A 25,344-nucleotide genomic window follows, 5' to 3' on the forward strand; every position below is an offset into this window, starting at 1 on the left:
TGACTCGTGTTCCCTCTTTCTACACATGTCCCCCATCTTCTACAAAAAGTCTATGAGATTTCAGTCAAGTTCCGACAGGCTTCGTAATAGAGATAAATTATACTTCCCTTAAAACGGCTCGAGGTGGTTACGTGCCTGCGACGCCAGTCGTCTATATCGACGTAGTTTTTGTCGTCAATTTCGTCATGGATGGCGTGTTATTGTGGACCACTGGCTGGTTACTCAAACGTAGCACGCGATTCCGGCGAGTAGCACTCGGAGCACTCCTTGGGGCTGGTTACGGACTATGCATGTTCTTTCCCATTTTGTCCTTGCTCACCACTTGGCCTGGGAAGGCGCTGATGTCCGTTGCCATGGTTTTCATCGCGTTGCCGCACAAGGGAATGCTTGACCTGCTTCGCCAAGTTGTCGTTTTCTTCTTTGTTTCGTTTGTGTTTGCCGGTGCAGCAGTCGCGTTGGGATTCGCCATTCCCAGCACGTCTTTGGGAAAGGGTATCGCGGTAAACGGGCATGGTCTCATGTTTGCCACGTCAGGTGAAACATTGGCTTTAATGGCCGCTGTGCCGATTTGTGTTTTTGGCATACAGAGATTGATGATGCGACTCCGGCGGGTGCAACAGCGCAGCAACTGGATAGTAGCCGTTGCGGCGAAATTTGGCGACGTAGTGGTTCAGTTTGATGGCTTATTGGACTCAGGCAATCAACTGTATGACCCGGTCTCTAAATGCCCGGTATCCTTTGTGGATATGGACATTTTGTTGCCGGTACTACCCGAGGACGTACGAGGGGAAATCGCGAAGGGAACGGATCTGTTGACTGCTGTGGCTACCCTGGCGGCCTCGACGTCGTTTCGTTTGGTTCCGTTTCAAGGAGCTAGTGGTAAGGGCCTGACGGTGGCGTTGCGACCGGATGAGGTCACCTTACAACAAAATGGGGAGCGGCTTCGGGTGCGCAACGCGCAACTCTTGGCAGTGTACCCAGGCACACTCAGCAGCGATGGAACATTCCAAGCGATTTTGCATATGGACATGATGAATGGAGATGACGAGGTTGAAAGCACTCGACACACTCAAGGACCTCAATATGAAATTGCGAATTCGCCTCCGGTTGTTCTATCTACGCATTCGCGTGAGACTCCAAGGCAGTCCTGAAGAGGTCTATTACGTTGGGGGAAGCGAGGCACTGCCGCCGCCGTTGACCCGCGAAGAAGAGCAATATTTACTTGAACAATTGCCGTCGGGCGACGAGTCTGTGCGCGCGATGTTAATCGAACGCAACCTTCGGCTGGTCGTCTATATTGCCCGCAAGTTTGAAAACACGGGAATCAATATTGAAGACCTTGTTTCAATCGGGACGATTGGATTGATTAAGGCCGTCAATACGTTTGATCCGACGAAGAAGATTAAACTCGCTACATATGCTTCAAGATGTATCGAAAACGAGATTTTGATGTATCTTCGTCGCAACAACAAACTGCGTTCGGAAGTCTCGTTTGACGAGCCGCTGAATGTGGACTGGGATGGCAATGAGCTGTTGCTGTCAGATGTTTTAGGGACGGAATCTGACACGATTTATCGCAACTTGGAGGATGAGGTTGACCGCGAATTATTGTATGACGCGTTGGAAAAATTGTCGGAGCGCGAGCGAAAGATCATGCAATTGCGGTTTGGCCTGGGGACCGGGCGTGAGATGACGCAAAAAGATGTGGCAGACCTACTTGGTATTTCGCAATCTTACATTTCGCGATTGGAAAAGAGAATTTTGAAACGGCTACAACGCGAGTTTAACAAGATGATTTAAGTCAGCCGCAAGGGCGTGTCCGAACGCACATCACTGCATTCGGACACGCCCTTGTCTAACGCTGCATACTCCCTCTAGTGGGCCTACTGGCCGAGCCATTTACATAACGTATAAAGGGATTTTTTGCGTGCGTTGCAGCCCCTCCTAAGCGGTGCATAAGTTCATCTTTCACGGACATACTGAAGACGAATTATGGAAATTATGGATATGCCCGTGGCAGATCAATGCACCTTTTGGGGGGAACTTCTATGAAGCGCAACAAGGTCGAAATCTGCGGCGTCAACACCTCACAACTTCCCGTCTTAACCAATGTTCAAATGCGCGACTTGTTTGCTCGGCTACAAAGCGGTGAACTGTCGGCGCGCGAGCAACTTGTCAATGGGAACCTCCGCTTAGTCTTATCTGTGATTCAACGCTTTAACAATCGAGGGGAATATGTTGACGATTTGTTTCAGGTCGGTTGCATTGGTCTCATGAAAGCCATTGATAATTTCGACCTCGGGCAGAATGTGCGTTTTTCTACGTACGCCGTACCTATGATTGTGGGAGAAATTCGACGTTATTTGCGGGATAACAATCCGATTCGCGTGAGCCGTTCTTTGCGAGACATCGCATATAAGGCCTTGCAGGTTCGCGATGCACTGACGACTCGCCATTTGCGAGAACCGACGATTATGGAGATTGCCAAGGAAATGGATGTCCCAAAAGAAGAAGTGGTGTTTGCGCTCGACGCAATTCAGGATCCTGTGTCGATGTTTGAGCCCATTTATCACGACGGGGGAGACCCTATTTATGTGATGGATCAGATTCACGATGACAAGGAACTTGACGCGAGCTGGGTGGAGGGTATCGCACTCCGCGAGGCCATGCACAAGCTAACCGACAGAGAGAAGAAAATTTTGTCCATGCGATTTTACGAAGGAAAGACGCAAATGGAGGTCGCAGACGAAATCGGCATCTCCCAAGCGCAGGTATCCCGTCTCGAAAAAGCGGCGATTCAGCGCATGCATAAACACATTCAGTCGTAAAAGCCTGTAGTCCTGTCATATAGATGAAATATGACTAGGAGGAAGGCGGATCCGTCTTGATGCGAATATCTGACTTGCAATCAAAAGATGTCGTGAATGTGGAAGATGGAAAGCGTCTTGGTACCATCGGCGACTTGGAGCTCGACACTGACAGCGGACTTGTCCGGTCGCTCGTCATTCCTGGACAGGGGCGGTTTTTTGGGATGGTCGGCAGTACACAGGATTACATCATTCCGTGGAACCAGATTGTCAAAATTGGTTCGGACGTCATTCTTGTCGATTTGCGACCTCCCAGTGAGACTGGCTATTACATTCCCCCGGACTCCGGGAAACGCGGCACGGGTGGGTACTGAAATTGTGTCAATCCATCGCCAAACGCGGCACGGCTCATGTATGATATTCTTGGGGGGATGAGCGTGCTAACGAACTGGTACCAGTACGGCAACAGCATCGGCGTGCAACCCGAGTGGACCACTGCGGGCGTGCGCGCCTTGTTTACGTTTCGCCACCATCCGGATGACCCGAAGGACACGTTGAACTTGGCGTTTCAAGCGGGCACGCCACCGTCTGCTACGGTGACCAATCGGTCGCTCGTCGCGAAGCAGATGGGGGTGGAGTTGTCCACGTTTGTGTTTGTGAAGCAGGTTCATGGGACATCTGTGCTGACTATCACCGCAAACGACCGGGGGATGGGGGCGATGGCGCCCGACTCGAGTCGCGTGTCAGCAGACGCGATGGTGACAAATGTTCCAGACGTGACACTTTGCATATTGACGGCGGACTGTGTCCCTGTTTTGTTTTACGATCCGGTGCGCCGCGCCGTCGGTGCCGCACATTCTGGTTGGCGCGGTACGGTTGGGCATATCAGCGCTCGCGTCGTGGAAGCGATGCAACGCGAGTTTGGTACGAATCCGCGTGATTTGTTGGTGAGCATCGGTCCGTCGATTCGCAGTTGCTGTTATGAAGTGGACGATGTGGTGGCGGAGCCGGTAGCACGTGAATTTCAAGATTCGGTTTTGTTTCCGCGGTTTGGAAAGCCGAATAAATATCGGTTTTCGATGCAAGCTGCCATCCGCAGGGATTTAGAACGTCTTGGCGTGGCACGGGCGCGGATTGAAGACACTGGATTGTGTACGTCCTGTCGGGTCAACCACTTGTTTTCGCATCGTAAAGAGCAAGGTCGCGCAGGTCGACTCGGTGCGTGCATTGCACTTGCGTGAAATGGGGGCATTGTGGTGGACGATTCGTATATCTTGAAAAACGTAGAACAGGTACGTACACAGGTGCAGCGTGCACTGTCGCGCCGTAGTCGCCCTGCGGACGCTGTTCGAATTATCGCTGTGACGAAGTCGGCGACATCTGATGTTTTACCTCTCTTGGCGAATGCGGGAATTTTCGACGCTGCGGAGAATCGCTGGCAAGTTGCACGGGATAAGTTTGAACATCCTGCTGCAAAGCGGTTTGAGTGGCACTTCATCGGCTCTTTACAAACGAACAAGGTAAAGTATATCGTGCCAAGGTTTAACTGGGTCCATTCGGTGGATAGGTTAGAACTGGCTCGCGCGTTGTCGCAAGAGGCTGTCAAACAATCGCGCACGTTGAATGTGTTACTGCAGGTGAACATTGCTCGCGAACCGCAAAAGCACGGATTTTTCGCAGAAGATGTCAAAGCCGTCGCTGGTGCGGTAGTGGCATTGCCAAACTTGGTATTGCGCGGATTTATGGCCATGGCTCCAAAAGTGAATGACATGGAGGAAACTCGCCCCGTGTTTCGCGCGATGGACGAGCTGCTCGCAAAGACGCGGCAGACACTTGGACTCCCTCAATTGACGGAGTTGTCGATGGGGATGTCGGAAGATTATCCGGTCGCTGTGGAGGAAGGTGCCACGATGATTCGCGTCGGCAGATATTTGGTTGGACACCCCGGCGGGGCCAAGGAGGAGTAGACATTTTGGGTGTGTTGGTGAGTGTCGTCCGCGGCTTGTTTTCTGCGTATTGGTACGTATTGTTGGCAGCTGCGTTTGTCAGTTATGTGCCAGATATCCGCCATACGCGCGTAGGGCAGTGGCTTGCGCGCGTGACGGATCCATATCTAAATTTGTTTCGGCGCGTCATTCGCCCGGTGCCGATTGGGCAGATTTATTTGGATTTATCATGGATTGTCGGCGCTGCGGTATTTTTTGTAATTGAAGAGGCGGTAGGGATTGTAATGGTGCGACTGTTGGTGAATTTGCAATGAGTGATAAACACGCGTGGGTCCGCGAGGGAGAGCGGCCATTGGTTCGGACAAGCGAGGACTGGTGCGCGCAAGTGGAAGCAAAGGGGCATTGGTATCTGACTGATTTCCTTACGCCGCGTGAAGAGTATCTTGTCAACAGTGTGGCGGTCGGTCGCGGTCTCATCGTCGAGACGTTTGGTGGTTATGCGCACGCCGAGCGCCGTCGCGCCTTGCTGATGCCTGGCGAGTGGTATCCACAGCCGGAAGATTATGCAATATCCTGTCTGGAGTTGACTTCCCTCGAAGGCCCACTACGTCACAAGGATGTCTTGGGGAGCGTGTTGGGCCTGGGCTTGCAACGAAAAATGCTTGGTGACATCGCCGTTGTTGGTACCAAGGCGTATGTATTTGTCACGGATGCCATGGCGACTTTTATCTACGAATCGCTTAACCGCGTCGGAAGATCTACCGTGTCCGTGGCGAAAGTGACACAGGCGCCGGAATTGCCAGCACCTGATTACGAAGAAATGGACGTCAGTCTGGCTTCGTTGCGATTGGATGCAGTCGTTGCACATGCATGCCATATGTCGCGAGCAAAGGCGCAGGCGGCTGTGGAGCGCGGTGACGTCACATTGAATTTCGTAGCGGCCACCAACCGCGATGAAATTGACCAAGGAGATTTGCTGTCTGTTCGGGGGTTCGGGAGAGTTAAGATTCTACAAACGCTTGGCACGACCCGCCGGGAGCTTACGCGTGTACGGGTTGGCATTCTTCGATCAAACCGTTAGTGTCTATTGCCGGATCGCTCGCATTTCACGGGAGGAATTGCTCGTTTTATGTCGAAGTACGTCTGCATGGAGTTTGTCGATAGATGCTTTGTCTTGCAAGGCGCTGTCGAATAAGGAGGACCCAAGGTGCCCCTGTCGCCAATAGACATTCACAATAAAGAGTTTAGTCGCTCGTTTCGAGGTTATAACGAAGATGAGGTCGATGATTTTCTCGAACGTGTGATTCAGGATTATGAAGGGCTGATTCGTCAAAATAAGCAGTTGGAAGAAGAAATCAATCGTCTAAATGAGAAACTTGCGCACTATGACAGTCTGGAGAACAGCCTGAGCAAGTCGATTCTGGTGGCGCAAGAGACTGCAGAGGAACTCAAAGGCAACGCGCGCAAAGAGGCGCAACTGATTATTCGCGAGGCAGAGAAGAATGCCGATAAAATTGTCAGTGAGGCGTTGAACAAGGCGCGCAAGATTGCGTTAGATATGGAAGAGATGCAGAAGCAGGCGGCCGTGTTTCGAGCGCGTTTCCGCTCCCTCGTGCAGTCTCAGTTGGAGATGATGGAATCCGGGGATTGGGAATCGTTTGACCGCGAGCTTGCGCGTCGGGAAGCGGCGATTGCGGAGTCAGGGCTCTAAGGACGACTGTAACGTCTGCAGATTTTGCAGCTATCCATAGGGTAAATGGAGTGTGCATTCGCGCGCGAACCGCACTCCATTTTTATGTGGAAGCGATGTTGAGACAGTCGCTGAATGGCGCGCATAACGACTATCTGTTTTTTTTGGATGAATTTGGGGCGATGGGTGTGACAATCGGTCTTATGTTAGAAGGGGTCAGACCCAGGGATCCAGCTACCTATCCTAATCAGACATTTCAACTGACATGCCGCCGGATAAGGCAGATTTCGTGCGCTAAGCTGCCAGGCAGGCCCCTGTGCCGCCGCGGGCACGTGCATTGCCCCGGCCAACACCCTCCGAGGCCCTGCGCTCACAATACAGAAAAAGCATATCGTCGTCCGATACGCTTTTTCTCTTCAGTCAGTATCGCGTCACGTCTCCGCCCGAAAAAATTCCTGCGCATCGATGTTTGAATGTGCCATCTAGTGTAATCGCCGCCCGATGACGAATAGCCCGAGCCCGAGCCCCAGTGCCGCCAAGCAGACTGGTGTCAGCGGAATCACCATTTGAAACCACAGCTTCGTCAACCAGCAGGCGATGAGCAAAATTGCGCCAACCCACATTAATACCCAAGCTACTGTTAACACTTGATTTCGTCGCAACCGTTTATTCGCTCCAGTCGTGAATTCATCCACTCTTCTATCATACACCTAGCCTTACGCTTAGCGTTTGACAGTCCCGTGAACAAGCGTCATTTCGGATTTGTAATATATGGAATACAAAGTGGGAGAATGTGGTGCATCCCTGCCGGTATGGTTTGTTTCCCACTACCTACACTAAGGCGCAGGAGGCGGAGAGATATGGATTCGACAAAGCCTCATGCGACACCATGTGAAGAGTGCAGTATGACGGATAGGGGATTGACTCAGGCCGCATCCTATCTTGAACGTGCCAATTTCGCCGGCTACGTCGATTTGCTTCAGAAACCTTGGCGACTGGCGTTGTCCAATCTCATCGGTGGCATTTTCCGCGGAATTGGCATTGGACTCGGTTTCACCGTGATCGCTGGTACGCTTGTTCTGATTTTACAGGAACTCGAAGTGTGGAATTTACCGGTCATTGGCCGGTATATCGCCGACCTTGTCGCTATTGTTCAAGCCCAGCTGCATACCAAGCAGTATACGTATTAAAGAATTTGACGCCAGAAGGTGGGTGTGCGAAATGAACTATGAACAACTGCGGGCGGAACTCGTCGCGACGAAGAACGAGATTGAGCGACGGCTTGAACAAGATACGGAGAGCGCCAATCTGTCCGAGAGCATGCAGGTGGAGTTGTCCGAGTTGTCGCTGTACGACAATCACCCGGCAGATGTCGGGAGTGAATTGTTTTTGCGAGGGATGGCTGTCGGCGACCGAGTTCGTGACGAGGCGCACCTAGCAGATATCGAACAAGCGCTGCGCGCGATGGACGAGGGGACATACGGACAGTGTCGCAAATGTGGGCGGGCCATTTCCATGGAGCGCTTGGCCGCCGTGCCGACGGCCATGTACTGCGTGGAGTGCCAGCGTGCGGAGGAAACGCAAAAGAAGCATCATCATCGACCAGTGGAAGAACATATGCTGTATCCAGGTTTTGGTGAAGTTTGGCATGACCGAGAAGATCAGAATGCGTATGACGGAGAAGATGCTTGGCAGGACGTCGAGCGCCACAATGAGCGCCCAACGTACGATTATGGGTATGAACAGGTTCATCTCGACGACAACCAAGGCATCGTCGACGATATGGACGCAATCACCAACGAGCAATACGAAGACCAACTGCCTCCGTCACCTACTTATCGTCCGCATGAATTTTGAGGGCGAATGTATCTGCACGTAAGCCAAGGCGCAAACACTCCAGCGCAAGTACGTCCGCAGGTGGAATGTTCCCTAGGTTGACGGTTTGCCCAAACCGTTTAATCAATTCCACTTGCTGGACTTTTTTTGGTGCTTCCCAAATGATTTTACTGCGCACCGCAGGGGGCAACAGGTGGATGAAATCGTCGAGGATAGACGTGTCCACTTGCCCGTGGTCACCATAAATGCCCACGTTTTCGCCAGACTCGCGCCCCTCCACGACGACGTAATCCGCCCCTGCATCTAAATCAGCGACGACTTGTTGCGCATAGGTGCGCACGTCGGCTGTACGGTCTAATTTTTTGCCTACTTCTGAAATCACCAGTTTAAAGGCTCGCTTGGCTGTTTCGATGGCATATAATCGGGTGTCTGCGTCTAACTCGATGGTTCCATCGGATATTTCGATGGCGGTAAACCCAAGTTTTGCACAGCGTTCGACGTATTTGTCGTAAACGCCTTGGGTTAGTGCGATTTCGCCGAGTGTGCCGCCAGGGCATGTCTGAACGGCGTACACGCGGGCGAGCGACAATTTTTGTCGAAGTATGTGCCGTGGATAGAGGCAACTCGTGCCAAAGCCAAATTTCACTAGGTCTACGTAAGGGGACGCGATTTCTAAAATATCCCCTAACTGTTCATAGCCGAGCCCTTTGTCGATGACCATCGTCAGTCCATTATCACGTGGTTTCCCGGGGCGTTTGCCAAGGGGGTACCCAATGATTTGTGAGAAAGGACCTGAGTCTGATAAAATCACGGTGTTCACGCTCCCGAGCTTTGTCGTCTTATCCACGGTATGCGGTGTGCGTACAAACGTGTGCAGGCAGGGGGGCAGTCTACGCGAAATAGGTGACATGTTGTGCTTTATTTGGTTGCGGCTCTGATTTACGTTTTAGATCAATTGATTAAGTGGCTGATTCGCGCAAACTTGCCGATAGGTCATAGTGTCACCGTGATTCCGGGTGTGGTCGAGTTTCTCCACATTCAAAATAACGGCGGAGCGTTTAGTATTTTCCCGAATCAAATTTGGCTGTTCGTGTTGGTCGCGGTGGTAGTTACGGTTGCGGTTATTGTCATTGATCGCAAGTATCGTCCCGGACTCCTTGTGCAGACAGGGCTTGGGCTGTTGCTTGGCGGTGCGGTGGGAAATATGACGGATCGGGTCGTTCAACATTCGGTTACCGATTACGTGTATTTTTCGATTATTCATTTTGCAATTTTTAACTTGGCGGATGCAGCGATTGACGTTGGGGTTCTGTTGTTACTCATCAACAGTTTTCGCTCGCCAAAGGGGACGAAAACCGATACAAAGGAAGATATTGACTCATGAGAAGTGCAGTTCGAACGGCGTATTTGGTCGGAACAGAGGAAACTGGCGAGCGACTCGATAAGTGGCTGACGGAACATTTGCAAGACGACGATATCGATATCTCGCGCAGCGTCGTTCAGAAGTGGGTGAAGGCAGGGCTTGTCAGTCGCATACCTGCAGGCAAAATCAAGGCAAGTGACGCGATTGAGGCGGGGCAGACGTACACCGTCGAGGTGCCGGAAGATGAGCCATTCGAGATTGTACCAGACGATATCCCGCTGTCGATTGTGTACGACGATGCCCACGTCGTCGTCGTCGACAAACCACGCGGACTGGTTGTCCATCCAGCGGCTGGGCATCCGCGCGGAACGGTCATCAATGGACTCGTCGCCCGGGGTATTACACTTTCAGCGCTCGGCGGCGACATGCGCCCGGGGGTGGTTCACCGAATTGACAAGGATACGAGTGGCCTGGTCATGTTTGCGAAGACGGAGATGGCGTATTATGCGCTGACGGAGCAACTTCGGACGCATCGCGTGGAGCGTCAATATATCGCGATTGTCCATGGGCGGATGACGCACGAGACAGGTACGGTGGAGATGCCTATCGGGCGAGATCCGCAAGATCGGCAGAAGATGGCAGTGGTCGAGCGCGGCAAACGCGCTGTCACGCATTTCCAGGTATTAGAGAAGTTTGAACGATATACGCTCGTGCAGTGTCGGTTGGAGACCGGGCGTACACATCAGATTCGCGTTCACTTTGCGGCAATTGGCCACCCGCTCGCGGGTGATCAGGTGTATGGTCGACGTCACACTCTGCCCATTCATGGACAAGCTTTGCATGCCAAGACGCTGGGTTTTATCCACCCTGAAAGTGGTGAAATGGTGCGGTTGGAGAGTCCGCTTCCGGGTGATATGGAAAAATTGATTGCCAATCTCCAAGCGGGGTTGATTGGTTAATTCGCGTATGGATACAAGCGTGTTTGAAAACATTGGTTGACAGTTGTTCTATGCATCTGGTAGGCTGTGAACAAATTGAATTTGCCTTTAAACCAATCCCGTGAGGTTGGAAAGGAGTCGTGAATTGCTATACGTGCGTCCAATTTTGGCCGCCTGTATAGTGGCACCCTGCGGCCACCATCCAATCGGATGGTGGCCGTTTTTGTGTCGTCGACTTCCTCAAGTGAAAGGCGGAATACTTGTGGTAAACAAATCTCAAATCATGGATGATGCGGCAATGCGACGTTCGTTGACGCGAATGGCGCACGAAATTCTCGAACGCAACAAGGGACTGGACAACCTTGTCCTCGTCGGTATCCTGACGCGCGGTGTTACGCTCGCACAGCGGATTGCAGCGAAATTGCAGGAAATTGAAGGGCAAAGCGTACCCTGCCTGACACTCGACGCGCGCCCGTTTCGCGACGACGTGGACGATAGAAACGTCCATGATGCGCCGCCGCCGGACTTGGATGTGCGAGGGCGAAGTGTCGTACTTGTTGACGACGTATTGTATACCGGTAGGACGGTGCGCGCTGCGCTCGATGGCATTATGAAGGCTGGGCGGGCACAGGTGGTTCAGCTTGCGGCGTTGGTGGATAGAGGACATCGCGAATTGCCGATTCGTCCCGACTTCGTCGGCAAAAACGTACCGACGGGCCGGACGGAGGAGGTCATCGTCAAGCTGTCGGAAGTCGATGGGGAAGACGGCGTTTGGATTGTGAGCCAACGGTAGGCAGGAGTGGTCACGTGAGACATGTATCAACAGTCAGGCAATTTGGTTTAACAGAGACGACCCGCTTAATTGAACGTGCGGAGTATCTGCGTACCGCCAAGCGCGCGGAGATTCAAAAGAATTTGGCGGGAATGTTGGTGGCGACGTTGTTTTACGAGCCGAGCACGCGCACGAGGCTGTCGTTTGAGGCGGCTGTCTACCGCCTTGGCGGTCAGGTCATCAGCGCCGAGAACGCACAGGAGAACTCGTCGTCGAAAAAGGGCGAGACGCTTGCCGATGTGTTCCGGATTGTCGGCGCTTACGTTGACGCCATCGTCATTCGCCATCACAGTGCGGCGGAATTAGAAGAGGCGATGCCCTATGCTCCAGTGCCGGTGATTAACGCGGGCGCGGGCAGTGGCGAGCATCCCACGCAGGCGTTGCTCGACGTGTACACGATTTGGCGGGAACTCGGGCGCATTGACCATCTTTCCGTAGCTGTCCTGGGCGATTTGAAATACGGACGAACCGTCCACTCGCTCTTACGTATGTTTACAATGATGTCAAACATATCACTGAAATTATATTACCCAGAAGGATTGGGATTGCCTGGTGACCTTTTGTCAGAGATGGCGCAAGCGGGGGTGCGCGTGGAACACGCAGGGAGCGTCGAGGAGGCGCTCGCCGACGCGGATGTCGTGTACCAGACGCGGATTCAAGCCGAGCGCTTGGAGGCCTTGGAGGAGGTCTGCGCCGCGTCGGATTATGCAATCCAAGCGAAACACTTGTCGGTGTTGCCTGCGCACGCCAGGATACTGCATCCGCTGCCGCGGGTGGGCGAAATTGACCCAGCTATCGACCCGGATGCTCGCGCTGCGTATTTTCGCCAGGCGGAAAATGGCTTATATCTGCGCATGGCGCTGCTTGAGCAAGTGTTAAAGGGGGAACTGTCGTGAAGGTACGGATTGAAGGTGGACAATTGCTCGACTCGCGATGTGGTGAGTTGTTTCGGGCGGATATCGCTTACGACGACGAGCGCGGTCACATTGTGGCAGTCGGTGACTGTCACGATATGGCCGATAAAGTTGTGAAGCTGAACGGGGAACTGGTGTTGCCGGGCTTTGTCGATATGCATGTGCACCTGAGAGACCCGGGTTTCACGGATAAAGAGACGCTTGCGACAGGACTTCAAGCAGCGGCGGCAGGCGGGTTTACGCATGTGGCTTGCATGCCAAATACAAAACCACCCGTCGACCGAGCGGCGCTGGTCGAAGATATCATCGCGCGCGGTAGGGCCATCGGCAAGGCGGACGTTCACCCGATTGCCTGTATCACCGTCGGGCAGGCGGGCGATGAACTGACTGATGTTGAAGCGCTTAAACAGGCGGGTGCCATCGCGTTGTCGGATGATGGGAAGGGCGTTCAACATGGTGCGCGGATGCTCGAAGCGATGGTGCGGGCTAAAGCGGCAGGGTTGCCCGTGGTCATCCATTCGGAGGACGAGACGCTTTCGCTTGATGGTGTCATTCACCCGGATGCGGCCAAGCGCATCGGCGTCAAAGGGTTGTTGCCGGAATCAGAGGCGGCGATGATTGCGCGCGACATTCTCTTGGCTGAGCGCACAGGGGTGCACTTGCACGTGTGCCACGTCAGCACGGAGCAGTCTGTGGCGCTGATTCGCTGGGCGAAGGCGCGCGGCGTCAATATCACGGCGGAGGTCACACCGCATCACTTGCTATTGACGGAGTCCATCATCACGCACGACGACGCCGTGTTTAAGGTCAATCCGCCGCTGCAAGGGGAACGCGACAGACACGCTTGCTTGGAAGGTTTTCTCGATGGCACGCTGGATATCATCGCGACGGATCACGCACCGCACACGGCGGAAGAAAAGGCGCGCGGCATCGCCCATGCACCATTTGGCATGGTCGGCATTGAAACTGTGTTTCCGCTTCTGTATACCTACTTAGTTGCGCCCGGCGTGGTGCCATTGAGTCGACTGGTCGATGCGATGACCCGGCGCCCATCCGAGCTGTTTGGGTTGCCGGGTGGCAGCATTCGCCCAGGTTCACCTGCGGATTTGACCATTGTGCGCATCGACGAGGAGCGGCGCATTGACCCAGAACAGTTTTATTCCAAAGGTAGAAACACGCCATTTACCAATTGGCATGCCGCCGGTTGGACCGTCCGCACGATTCTTCGTGGCAAGGACATTTTTGTCCAAGGGGAGGAGCGACTTTCATGAAACATCACCTAGACAGACCGACTGCGCGGCTGATTCTCGAGAGCGGGCTCGTCTTTGAAGGCGTTGGTTTTGGGGCGACTGGCGAACGTTTTGGCGAGGTCGTCTTCAACACCGGCATGACGGGCTACCAGGAGATTCTCACCGACCCTTCGTACTACGGGCAGATTGTCACGATGACCTATCCTCTGATTGGCAATTACGGGATTAACGTCGACGATGTCGAGTCTCATCATCCACACGTTCGCGGGTTTGTGGTGCGCGAATTTTGTGAAACGCCGTCGCACTTCAAACAGACCGAATCGTTAGAAGCGTATCTCAAAGAACATCAGATTATCGGAATCTCGGGCGTTGATACGCGGCAGTTGACGAAGGCTATCCGGTCGCAGGGCGCCATGCGCGCGGTGATTACGACGAGTGAGACCGAGACCTCGCGGTTGCTCGAGCGGATGCACGAAGGAGCCATTGTCGACGCCGTCAAGTCGGTGACCACGCAGACGGTATACCGCAGCCCAGGCGCAGGTTTTCGCGTCGTGCTCGTCGACTATGGCATGAAGTCGGGGATTTTACGCGGACTGCTGCACCGTGGCTGCGACGTCATCGTCGTTCCGGCGACTTCGACCGCCAAGGAAATTCTCTCTTGGCACCCACATGGCGTGATGTTGAGTAACGGGCCCGGCAACCCGGAGGACGTTCCGTTCGCCGTTGAGACACTGAAAGAGCTGCTCGGAAAGGTGCCTATCTTCGGCATTTGCCTAGGCCACCAACTGCTCGCGCTCGCTTGTGGTGCGCGGACGAAAAAGATGAAGTTTGGCCACCGTGGATCGAATCAGCCCGTCAAAAACCTCCGTACCGGTCGCGTCGATATCACCGCGCAGAATCACGGATACATGGTCGATGCCGATTCCCTTGCCGCCACCGACTTGTTACTGACACACGTAAACTTGAACGATGGCACCGTCGAAGGCATCGCGCACAAGGCGCTGCCGGCGTTTTCGGTCCAGTACCACCCCGAGGCTCGACCAGGCCCGACAGATGCCAACGGGTTGTTTGATGAGTTTGTTCGGATGATGAAATCCGTCCAAGAGGGGAGTTTTGTACCGTGCCAAAGCGTGCAGATTTGAAGAAAATTATGGTCATCGGCAGCGGTCCTATCATCATTGGTCAGGCCGCCGAATTTGACTATGCTGGTACGCAAGCATGTCAGGCACTGAAGGAAGAGGGCTACGAGGTGGTCCTCGTCAACTCCAATCCTGCGACGATTATGACGGATCCTGATATTGCTGACAGAGTATACATTGAGCCGATTCGCCTCGATTTCGTCTCGCAAATCATTCGCAAAGAGCGCCCAGACGGACTGTTGGCGACGCTTGGCGGCCAGACTGGACTGAACATGGCTGTGCAACTCGCCAAGAGTGGCATTTTAGAACAAGAAGGTGTAGAACTGCTCGGGACGCCCTTATCCGCCATCGAAAAGGCGGAGGACAGAGAGCTGTTTCGCAACCTCATGCGCGAACTTCAGCAACCCGTACCCGAGAGCGCAATTGTCCACACGCAGGACGAGGCCAACGCGTTTGCCGAGAAAATCGGCTTTCCCATTATTATTCGCCCGGCGTACACGCTCGGCGGTACAGGCGGGGGCATCGCGAAGAACTGGGAGGAATACCAGGAGCTTGTCGAGCGCGGCCTGACTATGTCACCGATTCAGCAGGTGCTGGTCGAGCAGAGCATCGCCGGCTACAAGGAAATCGAGTACGAAGTGATGCGGGATGGCAATGGCACGGCCATCGTCGTTTGCAACATGGAGAATTTCGATCCGGTCGGTGTCCACACAGGCGACAGCATCGTCGTCGCCCCGAGCCAGACGCTGTCTGACTCGGACTATCAGATGTTGCGCGACGCGAGTTTGACCATCATTGGCGCGCTCGGCATTGAAGGGGGCTGTAATGTTCAGTTCGCACTGGACCCGCACAGTTCCAATTACTACGTGATAGAAGTAAATCCGCGTGTCAGCCGTTCGAGTGCGCTCGCGTCGAAGGCGACCGGTTATCCGATTGCGCGGATTGCGACGAAGATTGCCGTGGGATATGGCCTCGACGAATTGCGCAATCCGGTGACGCAGGAGGCGTACGCGGCTTTTGAACCGGCACTGGACTATGTTGTGACGAAAATTCCCCGCTGGCCGTTTGACAAATTCCGCAGTGCTCAGCGTCGGCTCGGGACACAGATGAAGGCGACCGGCGAAGTGATGGCAATTGGCCGCAGCTTCCCAGAATCGTTGATGAAGGCCGTTCGCTCGCTCGAAATCGGTGCGGAGTCGCTCTGGATAAAAGCTGCCTCGGCTTGGTCCGACGACGAGCTCGAGCGAAAAGTGGAAGTAGCGGAGGACGACCGGCTGTTCGCCATCGCCGAGGCGTACCGACGCGGTTGGACGACGGCTGAAATTCATCAGAAGAGCCGCATCGACCGCTGGTTCCTTTGGCACCTGGGGGCACTCGTCGAGTTGGAGCGGCAGTTGGCGGATGTTGGCAAACTGCATATGCCTGCGCAATCCCTGCTTGACAAGCACGCAGCGCTCATCACTACGGCTAAGCGCAAAGGTTTTCCGGATGTGGAGCTTGCCCGTCTCCTCGGTGTCGATGCGAAGGACATCCGGGTTTGGCGCAAAGCGAATGGACTCGTTCCTGTCTATAAAATGGTGGACACGTGTGCTGCGGAGTTTGCGGCTACGACCCCGTACTACTACAGCACTTACGAGCGTGAGGACGAGGTGACAGAGTCTCATCGGAAAAAGGTCGTCGTCCTCGGTTCGGGCCCGATTCGCATCGGTCAGGGTATCGAGTTTGACTACTGTACTGTTCACGCGGTCTGGGCTTTGCGGCGCCAGGGGTACGAGGCGATTATCATCAACAACAACCCAGAGACGGTCTCCACGGACTTCAGCACGTCTGACCGCCTCTACTTTGAACCGCTGCACATCGAGGACGTACTCAATGTCATTGAACGCGAGCGGCCAGAAGGCGTTATCGTTCAGTTCGGCGGCCAGACGGCGATTAACTTGGCTGCGCCGTTGGCAGAAGCTGGCGTGAAAATCTTTGGTACGTCGCGGGAGGACATCGACAGCGCGGAAGACCGCGAGAAATTTGACGCTTTGTTGACCGAATTGGACATCTCCCGCCCACAGGGCGTCACGGTGACGACGGTTGACGCGGCGATTGACGCAGCCGAAGGGCTCGGGTACCCAGTGCTTGTTCGGCCTTCGTACGTGCTGGGCGGTCGCGCCATGCAAATCATCTCGAACACCGCCGAATTGTTGCAGTACATGGACGAAGCGGTCGAGGTATCCGACCAGCACCCGGTACTCATCGACCGCTATGTGCAGGGTATCGAGGTCGAAGTGGACGCGATTAGTGACGGCGAGACGGTGGTTATTCCCGGCATCATGGAGCACGTCGAGCGTGCGGGCGTCCACTCGGGCGATTCGATTGCGGTTTACCCACCCCAACACCTGAGTGAGTCGGTCAAGGGCGTTATCGAGGAGTACACCATGCGCCTTTCACGGGGGTTAAAGGTCCGAGGACTTGTCAACATCCAGTTCATCGTGCACGACGATGCGGTTGAGGTGATTGAGGTTAATCCACGCTCATCGCGCACGGTGCCGTTTTTATCGAAGGTGACGGATGTTCGCATGGTCGATCTCGCCATGCACGCCGTCTGCGGTGGCCGCCTCGCCGATTTGGGGCTTGTGAGCGGGCGCGTGAAAGAAGCCGACACGGTAGCGGTCAAAGTACCGGTCTTCTCGTTTGCTAAGTTGCACCGCGTCGATATCAGCCTCGGACCGGAGATGAAGTCGACGGGCGAGGTCATGGGTCGCGATGTGCATTACGAGAAAGCCTTGTACAAGGGGATGGTTGCCGCGGGGACGGTCATTCCGACGCACGGCACCGTACTCGCGACCATCGCCGACAAGGACAAGGTGGAGGCGTATCCACTGCTCGCCGAGTTTGCTCGCCTGGGCTTTCGACTGGCCGCGACGGAAGGCACGGCGAAGTTTTTGCGCGAGCGGGGACTTGAGGTTCGCGTCGTCAACAAACTGGCGCAGGGCACGCCGAACCTCGCGGATGATATTCGCCAAGGCGGCATTCAGTTGGTCATCAACACCTTGACCAAAGGCCTGAAGCCAGAGCGCGATGGTTTCCGCATTCGCCGCACAGCGGTGGAACACGGCGTTCCATGTCTGACGTCGTTGGATACGGTCGCGTCCTTGCTCGACATTCTCAAACTGATTCACTTTCAGACGATGGCACTGGGGGATGCATCGACGGCGCAACTTCAGGAAAGTGGGTGGCAGGCGTGAGGGTTCGCGACGCCTTGCTCGAATCGAAGTACGACGCGGCGCGCAAGGCGACCTACCTTGCGCTTGACGTCGCCGATAGCGCGCAAGCGATGCATCTGGTGGAGACGTTTACGCCGGTCGTCGACGGTTTCAAGGTGGGGCTCGAATTGTTCCACCGAGCCGGTATGGCCTTGGTTGAGGAGTTGTTGCGGCGCGATTTGCGCGTCTTCCTCGACATGAAGTTGCACGATATCCCGAACACCGTGTACGGTGCCTTGCGCGCGATTTGTTCGTCGCCCATTGAAATGGTCAACGTCCACGCGCAAGGTGGGCAGCACATGCTTGAAAAAGCCCGCGAAGCGCTGTCCGTGAGCCCCTATCAGCCGCTTTTGATAGGTGTGACGGTGCTGACCAGTCTGTCTGCCGAAGACTTGAGGCAGCTAGGCATCGTAGATGCCCCACGCGACGCAGTCGCGCGGCTCAGTAAACTGTGTGTCGACGCAGGGTTGGATGGTGTGGTGTGCTCGGCAGAGGAACTGACGACATTGCGCAATTGCGTACCGCCCACATTTGAACGCGTGGTGCCGGGGACGCGCTTGGCGACGGATGAAACGCATGACCAGATACGCATCACGACGCCAGCTCACGCCATGGCGGCGGGGGCGACACGCCTGGTGCTCGGGCGGGCGGTTCGCGACGCGGCGGATCCGATGGTTGCTTTACAACGTTATTGGGATGAAATGATGGAGGGAGTACACCAAAGTGGAACTGCTACTTGACAGTTATATGGCAAACGTCGATACGCTCGCGGACGGACTGCTGCAAATTGGCGCAGTTGAATTGCGTCCGAATCAGCCGTTTACCTGGTCGAGCGGCTGGAAGTCGCCGATTTACTGTGACAACCGGTTAGTCCTTGGTTATCCTATCTTGCGCAACCAAGTCATTGCAGCCTTCGAGCAGATTGTGCGAACCGATTTCCCGAGTCTGGAAGTCGTCGTCGGCACTGCGACGGCAGGTATCCCGCACGCTGCGATGCTCGCCGATAGACTGTCGCTGCCAAATGCCTATGTCCGCTCGTCGGCGAAGGCGCACGGCCAAGGAAAGCAAATCGAAGGCTACGTTCGCCCAGGTATGAAGGCGGTGGTCATTGAAGACACTCTATCGACAGGAAAATCGGCCTATGACGCGGTGGACAGGCTCAAGGAAGCGGGCGCACAGGTGTTGGCCGTCTTTACAATTTTGTCTTACGATTTTGACGAAGCGCGGCACCGCATAGAACAGACGAAGGTGCCTGCGTATCGTCTAGTGCCTTACCGCGCGCTGGTTCGTGTCGCGCACGAGCGCGGTGTGGTCGATGATAGCGATGTTGACCTTCTCATGCGCTGGCGCGAATCCCCCTCGACGTTTGGCGTGTAACCTGGGGGAGGCAAATGGGGCGGGGCAGCCTGTCAAAGTTCCGCCCGCCCACGCCAAGGCCACGGTTCACGGCGATAGCGTTTCATTGTCGTCCGATCTGATGGAAATCGTGAATTTATGCTACATTGGAGAGGGAATTGTCCAGTGAAGGTGGATGCACGAGAAATGATAGAAAACTCAGACCTATTTACCCGCCCGGGGCTGTTTCAATCTTTTTATCATCGCCATCCAGATGGTATTTGCCTGGTGGATGCTAGGGGCCATGTGATGGATGCGAATCCATCTACTACACAAATCAGTGGTTATACGTATGAAGAATTGACGCAACTTTCATTGCGCGAGCTTTTGGGAGATCCGTCTAGCGCAAACGTCGCTTACGAGCGCGAGTTCGCTGTGCCTACGAAACGGGTGATGCGCCACAAGCTCGGGCATGCCATCCACGTTCGAATTGCGGCAATTTCGCTTTCCCCTCATGTAAACAGTCATCCTGTGACTTTTATTCTACTCGAAGACATGACCGAAGAAGAGGAACAGCGCCGGAGGTTGTTGGAGAATCAGCAGCGGTTCTTGTTCATCTCGGAAGAATCGGAGAATATTATCTCGTCGTTTTCAGCGGATGGCTTCTTTACGTACATCTCACCGTCGGTTCAAGCCCTGCTGGGCTATGCGCCAGAAGACATCATTGGGAAGCAGGTCGTGGATTTCAATCACCCGGATGACTACGAGGAATTGCAGAAATTTCATCTTGCTATCGCCCCCCACCAGGATACTGGACGATTTACGGGGCGAGTTCGCCATAAGACTGGCGTGTACCGATGGTACGAGACGACGGTTCGTTACATTCGCGATGAAGCGGGAAACATCGTGGAAACTATTGGCGTTGGACGCGATATTACAGACCGCAAGCAGGCAGAAGAAATCGTTTCTTATCTCGCTTACCATGACGCGTTAACGGATTTACCGAATCGACGGATGTTCTTGCAACACATCGGCTTAGTGTTCAAACATGCCAAGCAGGCGTGCCATGGTGTTTTGTTTATTGACTTGGATGGGTTTAAGGATGTCAATGACACATTTGGACACGACGTGGGTGACTTGCTTTTGATTGAGGTGGGGAAAAGACTAACCCAGACGGTTGGGGATAGGGGAATGGTGGCCCGCTTAGGTGGGGATGAGTTCACGATTCTCCAAACCCATGTCGACAACATGAACGATTGGGCGCGGTTCATTGAGCAAATTCAGCACGATGTATCAAAGCCAGTGGTTATTGGCGACCGCACGCATACTGTGTATGCGAGTGTCGGCGCCGCACTGTATCCCATGGACGGGGAATCCGTTGAAGCGCTGATGCGGGCAGCGGATGTCGCAATGTACCACGCGAAGTACCATGGCAAAAAGTAAACGTGATGACTGGACGTTGATCGGCGATGCTGTCCACAGGAGCGTACGCTTACGTGTTGAGCTGTTGTGTGACCAATATCGGTGGAGCGCAATGGAACACCATGGAAATAGTATGGTGCCAGGAATGGCGGTCGCAAAATAAACATGGATGTTTGTGGGCAAGCGTGGAATCCTCAAGGTGTAGTTAGGTGTCGGGTTCTGCCGAATACTGGGTGGATCCGCTCATATCGTAAATGACACTCCAAATGAGCCACCACACAAGCGCGAATAACGAGAACGTCACGAACCCGCACCATCCCTCCGCCCACCGACACATGCTCCCGTCAACTGTGTAACCATTTCTCCATCCGGAAGTTTTGCATCGTGACACCCCGGACGGTCACCATCTGCGGTTGTACCACCCTGTAGCCGCGCCGTTCAAAAAACGGCCGGGCCGTAATACTGGCGTCGGTCGTCACACGGGGGACGCCAAGCGCTATTATCTTGCCCTCCACGGTCTGAACGAGGGTAGATGCCACCCCGATTCCTTGATAGTTCCGGTGTGTATATAAGTGATCGAGATAACCATCATTGGTGGCATCAGCGAATCCCAGAATCGTGCCGTTTCGCTCAGCCACATAGGAAAGTCGTGAGCTGAGAAGCGACAGGAAGCGCGTCTCCTGCTTGTCTTGTTCGGCTGAAGACAATGTTGGCGCCCAAGCGTCGAGTTGTTGTGCCGAATAGTCATTTGCGTTGATGGCGTGTACGGTTTCGTGGAACAGTTGGACGATTTGTGCGACGTCATCTGCGCGCCATGGGCGAATCACAAACGGTGGTATTGCACGAGTAAGGCTCATCGCGCACATCCTTAATGCCTAGTGTACGGTCGTCCCGGCATTGCAAAACGCCTATGCGGGCATGGTCCTTAGCAACAACTGGGCCCCGTTGTTCAAATTGTAAATGTTACAGCGCGAACTGAAAACCCCCATTGCGCATCGGCCTCCATTCTTTGCCTCCTCTAAAGCAGCAAAGTCGATACAAGATTTTCTATGGGTTCGGGGAAAATGGAAACCTGAACCTTGTTTGTGTATCGCTATCAACTGCCACAGAGCAAACGAAGTACGGTTGCAAATGTAAACGAAGTGCGGCGAATGAAACGCTTGTTTGAAGATCCCTATCCTCGCCCGTTTCCTATTATCGATGAAGCGGAGATGAAGGCGCACTTGTAAACATGAGTTTTTACTCATATAATAACAACGCAATAAACTTGAGCGATTGCTCACGTTTGTGTCATGCGTACAAGAAGTGAAATGAGATGGCACTCGACAACGGCATGGGAGGTTACAAGGACGTGATACAACGTTATGCGAAGTTCCTATCAAAGTATCGAGTGGCAATTATTTTGATTTGGGTGGCCGCGACCCTTTTCGCGATATTCACTTTGCCTAGTTTGAGCCAGGTGGTTGCAAAGCACGCGACGAGCGAACTTCCCAATTCTTCGGCCGTCGTTCAGGCTGGAAAGCTGCTCGATAAAATCAATCCAAAGCACACATCGAAAAGTTCTGCCGTGGTTGCCATCTACAATCCGCATGGCCTCACGTCTACACAGCGAAGTTATTTCCACAACCAGTTGAACAGGCTCGAACGGCACGAGAAAAAGTATGGTGTGGTGGATGTACAGGGTGCGTCGAGTGGCGATAAAGGTGCTCAATCGATGTTTTACAGCAAAGACGGAACCACGGAAATTGCGCTGGTTGATTTTAAGTACGCGACGGATTCGACACAGATTCAAACGTCCCTCCAGCAGGTACATAGTCTATTCGCTGCGCCGCCATCTGGTACGCATGTGTATTTGACGGGCGACGCGCCATTATCCGTTGACGCCACGACCATTTCCCAACATGGTGTGGATAAGACAATGGGTGTCACCGTGGTTTTGGTATTGGTGATTTTACTCGGCGTATTCCAATCGCTGCTCGCGCCGTTGGTGACTTTGCTCGCCATTGGTTTATCCTTCTTGCTGTCGTCGAGCGTCGTCGCCTGGTTGGCGACACACGGCTTACCCGTCAGCAGTTTTACGCAGACCTTCCTTGTCGCTGTCCTCTTTGGTGCAGGTACAGATTACACCATCATCATGTTGAACCGTTACCGCGAGTCGTTGGCGATGTATGAAGATAGAATCGAGCGGCTCGAAGCGACATTGAGGTCTATCGGAAAGACGGTTCTCTTTAGTGGTACGACAGTGATGGTGTCGTTTGCAGTTTTATTTCTTGCGGACTTTGGATTGTACCGATCTGGCGTCGGCGTCGCGGTCGGCGTCCTGATTACGCTGCTTTGCTGCATCACGTTTGTTCCGGCCATTATGGATACATTTCAGAATAGACTCTTCTGGCCGCGCAAGATTCGCCCCGGGCAGGCACACGGGAATTCGAAAGTTTGGCGGGCAACCGGCGGTCTTGCCATTCGTCGTCCTTGGTGGGTCGTCCTTTGTTTGGTGATTGTGCTGGTGCCGATTGCGCTACAGTTTACCGACGCGCGTTCGTTTTCGCCGATGGATGATATTCCGTCGGCGCCTTCGGTCAAAGGATTTCACGTCGTGTCGCAGGCGTTTGGTGCCGGGCATGTCCTGCCGATGAACGTCGTGATTCAAACGAAGAAAAATTTGCGTTCTCAATCTGGCCTTGCCACCATCAACAATATTTCGCAAGCCATCGCGGCGAATCCTGCGGTGGATGAAGTGGAGAGTGCCACGCAACCGACGGGGACGGTTATCAAGCAGTTTCAATTGGTCAATCAAAATGCGGCCGCAGCAGGTGGCTTGGCGCAAGTGAACCAGGGCTTGTCAAAGTTGAAGACACAGTTGTCCACTGGCAGTCAATCGGTCGGTGCGGCTGTGACGTCCACGCAAAAACTTGCCACTGGGGCACATCAATTGTCGACGGGTGCTTTGAAACTCAATAGCGGTGTGCAAAGTGCGGCTGTGGGGAGTGAGCGTGTGGCCAAGGGTGCGCAACAGGTGGCTGCCGGCGCACAGGGGCTAAAGCGCGGTGCCACACAGTTTCAAATCGGGCTCAATCAGGTGAACAAGGGTTCGCTATCCCTCGCGGCCGGACTGCAGCAAGCGTCCGCTGGGGCGAGTCAACTGACAACGGGTACGGCGAAGTTACAATCTGGAAGTCAACAGGCGAGTGCGCTCACGCAACAACTGGCCAACGCGTTGGCAGCGTGGGGCAAGGCGCACCCAAATGAGACGACATCTCCGCAGTGGCAACAAATTGAGCAATTGATGCAAGCGAGCGAAGAAGCGACACAGTCTACTAGCACAGGCGCTCAACAGGTCAATGTAGGTGCACAGAACTTGTCCAAGAACCTCCCAAGTTTGACACAAGGTGCGAAGCAACTCGTTTCGGCAAGCGAGAAGTTGTCGACCTCCTCGGCGGCCATCGCTTCGGGTGCGGGACAAGTGGCCAATGGCGCGACGAGGGTGGCCAGTGGCGCGACGTCTTTGCAGCAGGGGGTGAGTCGGCTTGCGGGCGGATTGGCTACATTGGCATCCGGCAGTCAACAATTGGCGAGTGGCGTCACACAGGTGCCTTCTTTGCTGCAGTCTGTCGCAACGGGCATGGGGCAGGCAGCGCAAGCGACCACAACGCTCAAGGGCGGCGTGAGTGATGTCACCCATGTGTTGAACACGTCACAGCAAGCTAAAACAAAGGGAAGTGCTGGGTTTTACATTCCTGCATCAGCGCTGTCCAATCACCAAATTCAACAGGCGATGAATGCGTATATTTCGCCCGACGGGCATGTGGCAAATATCACTGTGATGTTGAAGTCGAACCCCTATTCGCTTCAGGCGATGAACGCGGTCTCGTCGATTCAAAGCGACGCGGCGGCTGCACTGCAACAGAGTCCAATTCACACAGGAACCATCATGAGTGCGGGGACGACGCCACAGCAAGCGGCGCTGAACCAAGTGTCGACAGCCGATTTCTTCCGAACCGTCGTGCTGATCTTATGCGCAATTTTTATCTTGCTCGTGGTGATGTTGCGCTCTATCTTCACACCGCTGTACGTCATGGCCTCACTCGTGATGACATATCTGGTGACCATGGGCGTACTGCAACTGACCTCGTCATTCATCTTGCATAAGTCCGGACTGAGTTGGTCGGTTCCGTTTTTCGTCTTTTTGCTCTTGGTCGCATTGGGGGTCGATTATTCAATTTTCCTCTTCTCGCGCTTTCAGGAGGAACTTCATTTGGGGATGGCCCCGAAACAGGCGATGTACCGTGCGATGGTTCAGATGGGCAATGTCATTTTCTCGGCGGCGTTGATTATGGCGGGCACGTTTGGCTCGATGGTGGCTTCTGGAGTGACATCGCTTATTGAAATCGGGATTGCGGTGGTCGTAGGTCTCTTTTTCTACGCGTTTGTCCTGCTGGGATTTTTTGTACCTGCATTGGCCGCCATTGTAGACAATGCGCACCATTGGCCGTTTGGTCGTAGCCAGGAAAAGGGGGTTCAGGAATAGGAAACGCTTGTTGGTGGATGAAGGTAACTTCTTCTTCATGTCGAATACTCCTTGTAACGATGTCGCCATCATTTGAGCATCATCGACAAG

Annotated in this window: 26 protein-coding genes; 23 read left to right on the forward strand and 3 right to left on the reverse strand. The window is 54.1% G+C overall.

Annotated features, from left to right (window positions below):
* Nucleotides 1-131: 131 nt before the first annotated feature.
* The 9 genes from J3482_RS07990 to J3482_RS08030 all read left to right on the forward strand — a co-directional run bounded on the left by J3482_RS07990 (nt 132) and on the right by J3482_RS08030 (nt 6,464).
* The gene (locus J3482_RS07990) at nt 132-1,151 is read left to right on the forward strand and encodes a sigma-E processing peptidase SpoIIGA (RefSeq protein WP_146822001.1); all 1,020 of its coding nucleotides are present in this window, start codon (nt 132-134) and stop codon (nt 1,149-1,151) included.
* The gene (sigE, locus tag J3482_RS07995; RefSeq protein ID WP_021295406.1) at nt 1,084-1,800 is read left to right on the forward strand and encodes an RNA polymerase sporulation sigma factor SigE; all 717 of its coding nucleotides are present in this window, start codon (nt 1,084-1,086) and stop codon (nt 1,798-1,800) included. The genes J3482_RS07990 and sigE overlap by 68 nt, the downstream gene beginning before the upstream one ends.
* A gap of 248 nt (nt 1,801-2,048) precedes the next feature.
* Entirely contained in the window at nt 2,049-2,828 is a 780-nt protein-coding gene (gene sigG / locus J3482_RS08000) for an RNA polymerase sporulation sigma factor SigG (RefSeq protein ID WP_146822002.1), read from the forward strand.
* 56 nt (nt 2,829-2,884) lie between these two features.
* The gene (locus J3482_RS08005; protein WP_031218008.1) at nt 2,885-3,181 is read left to right on the forward strand and encodes a YlmC/YmxH family sporulation protein; all 297 of its coding nucleotides are present in this window, start codon (nt 2,885-2,887) and stop codon (nt 3,179-3,181) included.
* Nucleotides 3,182-3,238: 57 nt separating this feature from the next.
* Entirely contained in the window at nt 3,239-4,048 is an 810-nt protein-coding gene (pgeF, locus tag J3482_RS08010; protein ID WP_206922251.1) for a peptidoglycan editing factor PgeF, read from the forward strand.
* A 15-nt stretch (nt 4,049-4,063) separates the two neighbouring features.
* Complete coding sequence (locus tag J3482_RS08015) at nt 4,064-4,774, forward strand: YggS family pyridoxal phosphate-dependent enzyme (protein WP_146822004.1); 711 nt, start codon at nt 4,064-4,066, stop codon at nt 4,772-4,774.
* An 11-nt stretch (nt 4,775-4,785) separates the two neighbouring features.
* Entirely contained in the window at nt 4,786-5,067 is a 282-nt protein-coding gene (locus J3482_RS08020; RefSeq protein ID WP_223204053.1) for a YggT family protein, read from the forward strand.
* A complete protein-coding gene (locus J3482_RS08025; RefSeq protein WP_206922252.1) occupies nt 5,064-5,834 on the forward strand; it encodes a YlmH family RNA-binding protein in 771 nt (256 codons plus the stop codon). Before J3482_RS08020 ends, J3482_RS08025 begins: the two co-directional genes overlap by 4 nt.
* A 126-nt stretch (nt 5,835-5,960) precedes the next feature.
* The gene (locus J3482_RS08030; protein ID WP_146822006.1) at nt 5,961-6,464 is read left to right on the forward strand and encodes a DivIVA domain-containing protein; all 504 of its coding nucleotides are present in this window, start codon (nt 5,961-5,963) and stop codon (nt 6,462-6,464) included.
* A 461-nt stretch (nt 6,465-6,925) separates the two neighbouring features.
* Here the strand turns inward: J3482_RS08030 and J3482_RS08035 are convergent, their stop codons facing one another.
* Nucleotides 6,926-7,138, reverse strand: a complete 213-nt coding sequence (locus tag J3482_RS08035) for a hypothetical protein (RefSeq protein ID WP_146822007.1) — start codon at nt 7,136-7,138, stop codon at nt 6,926-6,928.
* Nucleotides 7,139-7,303: 165 nt separating this feature from the next.
* Between J3482_RS08035 and J3482_RS08040 the strand changes: the two genes are divergently transcribed.
* Together J3482_RS08040 and J3482_RS08045 are read left to right on the forward strand one after the other, a co-directional pair.
* On the forward strand, nt 7,304-7,633 hold the full coding sequence (locus J3482_RS08040) for a DUF5665 domain-containing protein (protein WP_236018021.1): 330 nt from the start codon (nt 7,304-7,306) through the stop codon (nt 7,631-7,633).
* Nucleotides 7,634-7,664: 31 nt separating this feature from the next.
* On the forward strand, nt 7,665-8,300 hold the full coding sequence (locus tag J3482_RS08045) for a TraR/DksA C4-type zinc finger protein (RefSeq protein WP_146822008.1): 636 nt from the start codon (nt 7,665-7,667) through the stop codon (nt 8,298-8,300).
* Here the strand turns inward: J3482_RS08045 and comA are convergent.
* Nucleotides 8,275-9,090, reverse strand: a complete 816-nt coding sequence (comA, locus tag J3482_RS08050; RefSeq protein ID WP_223204047.1) for a phosphosulfolactate synthase — start codon at nt 9,088-9,090, stop codon at nt 8,275-8,277. The two genes, J3482_RS08045 and comA, sit on opposite strands and share 26 nt — an antisense overlap.
* 102 nt (nt 9,091-9,192) lie before the next feature.
* Between comA and lspA the strand changes: the two genes are divergently transcribed.
* The 10 genes from lspA (at nt 9,193) to J3482_RS08100 (ending at nt 20,747) form a co-directional block, all read left to right on the forward strand.
* The gene (gene lspA / locus J3482_RS08055; protein ID WP_021295418.1) at nt 9,193-9,663 is read left to right on the forward strand and encodes a signal peptidase II; all 471 of its coding nucleotides are present in this window, start codon (nt 9,193-9,195) and stop codon (nt 9,661-9,663) included.
* Nucleotides 9,660-10,601: an RluA family pseudouridine synthase gene (locus J3482_RS08060; protein WP_146822010.1), complete on the forward strand. Its 942-nt coding sequence runs from the start codon at nt 9,660-9,662 to the stop codon at nt 10,599-10,601. The genes lspA and J3482_RS08060 overlap by 4 nt, the downstream gene beginning before the upstream one ends.
* A 241-nt stretch (nt 10,602-10,842) precedes the next feature.
* Complete coding sequence (pyrR, locus tag J3482_RS08065) at nt 10,843-11,373, forward strand: bifunctional pyr operon transcriptional regulator/uracil phosphoribosyltransferase PyrR (RefSeq protein ID WP_146822011.1); 531 nt, start codon at nt 10,843-10,845, stop codon at nt 11,371-11,373.
* Between the two features lie 14 nt (nt 11,374-11,387).
* Nucleotides 11,388-12,308: an aspartate carbamoyltransferase gene (pyrB, locus tag J3482_RS08070; protein ID WP_206922253.1), complete on the forward strand. Its 921-nt coding sequence runs from the start codon at nt 11,388-11,390 to the stop codon at nt 12,306-12,308.
* The gene (locus J3482_RS08075) at nt 12,305-13,597 is read left to right on the forward strand and encodes a dihydroorotase (RefSeq protein WP_206922254.1); all 1,293 of its coding nucleotides are present in this window, start codon (nt 12,305-12,307) and stop codon (nt 13,595-13,597) included. The genes pyrB and J3482_RS08075 overlap by 4 nt, the downstream gene beginning before the upstream one ends.
* Entirely contained in the window at nt 13,594-14,718 is a 1,125-nt protein-coding gene (carA, locus tag J3482_RS08080) for a glutamine-hydrolyzing carbamoyl-phosphate synthase small subunit (protein ID WP_206922255.1), read from the forward strand. The genes J3482_RS08075 and carA overlap by 4 nt, the downstream gene beginning before the upstream one ends.
* Nucleotides 14,697-17,951, forward strand: coding sequence for a carbamoyl-phosphate synthase large subunit (carB, locus tag J3482_RS08085; protein WP_206922256.1), 3,255 nt, complete (start codon nt 14,697-14,699; stop codon nt 17,949-17,951). Before carA ends, carB begins: the two co-directional genes overlap by 22 nt.
* Entirely contained in the window at nt 17,948-18,709 is a 762-nt protein-coding gene (gene pyrF / locus J3482_RS08090; protein WP_188332155.1) for an orotidine-5'-phosphate decarboxylase, read from the forward strand. Before carB ends, pyrF begins: the two co-directional genes overlap by 4 nt.
* A gap of 7 nt (nt 18,710-18,716) precedes the next feature.
* The gene (gene pyrE, locus J3482_RS08095; protein ID WP_146822075.1) at nt 18,717-19,346 is read left to right on the forward strand and encodes an orotate phosphoribosyltransferase; all 630 of its coding nucleotides are present in this window, start codon (nt 18,717-18,719) and stop codon (nt 19,344-19,346) included.
* 165 nt (nt 19,347-19,511) lie between these two features.
* Nucleotides 19,512-20,747: a sensor domain-containing protein gene (locus J3482_RS08100; RefSeq protein ID WP_206922257.1), complete on the forward strand. Its 1,236-nt coding sequence runs from the start codon at nt 19,512-19,514 to the stop codon at nt 20,745-20,747.
* Between the two features lie 323 nt (nt 20,748-21,070).
* Here J3482_RS08100 and J3482_RS08105 read toward each other — a convergent pair whose 3' ends face one another.
* Nucleotides 21,071-21,583 (reverse strand): GNAT family N-acetyltransferase, encoded by a 513-nt coding sequence (locus tag J3482_RS08105; protein ID WP_206922258.1) that lies wholly within the window; start codon nt 21,581-21,583, stop codon nt 21,071-21,073.
* A 222-nt stretch (nt 21,584-21,805) separates the two neighbouring features.
* On the opposite strand from J3482_RS08105, the gene J3482_RS08110 reads away from it, so the two are divergent.
* On the forward strand, nt 21,806-21,955 hold the full coding sequence (locus tag J3482_RS08110; protein ID WP_188332148.1) for a hypothetical protein: 150 nt from the start codon (nt 21,806-21,808) through the stop codon (nt 21,953-21,955).
* 122 nt (nt 21,956-22,077) lie between these two features.
* Nucleotides 22,078-25,254, forward strand: coding sequence for an MMPL family transporter (locus tag J3482_RS08115; RefSeq protein ID WP_188332149.1), 3,177 nt, complete (start codon nt 22,078-22,080; stop codon nt 25,252-25,254).
* Nucleotides 25,255-25,344 lie beyond the last annotated feature (90 nt).

This window comes from Alicyclobacillus suci, assembly GCF_017329615.1.
Classification (GTDB): domain Bacteria; phylum Bacillota; class Bacilli; order Alicyclobacillales; family Alicyclobacillaceae; genus Alicyclobacillus; species Alicyclobacillus suci.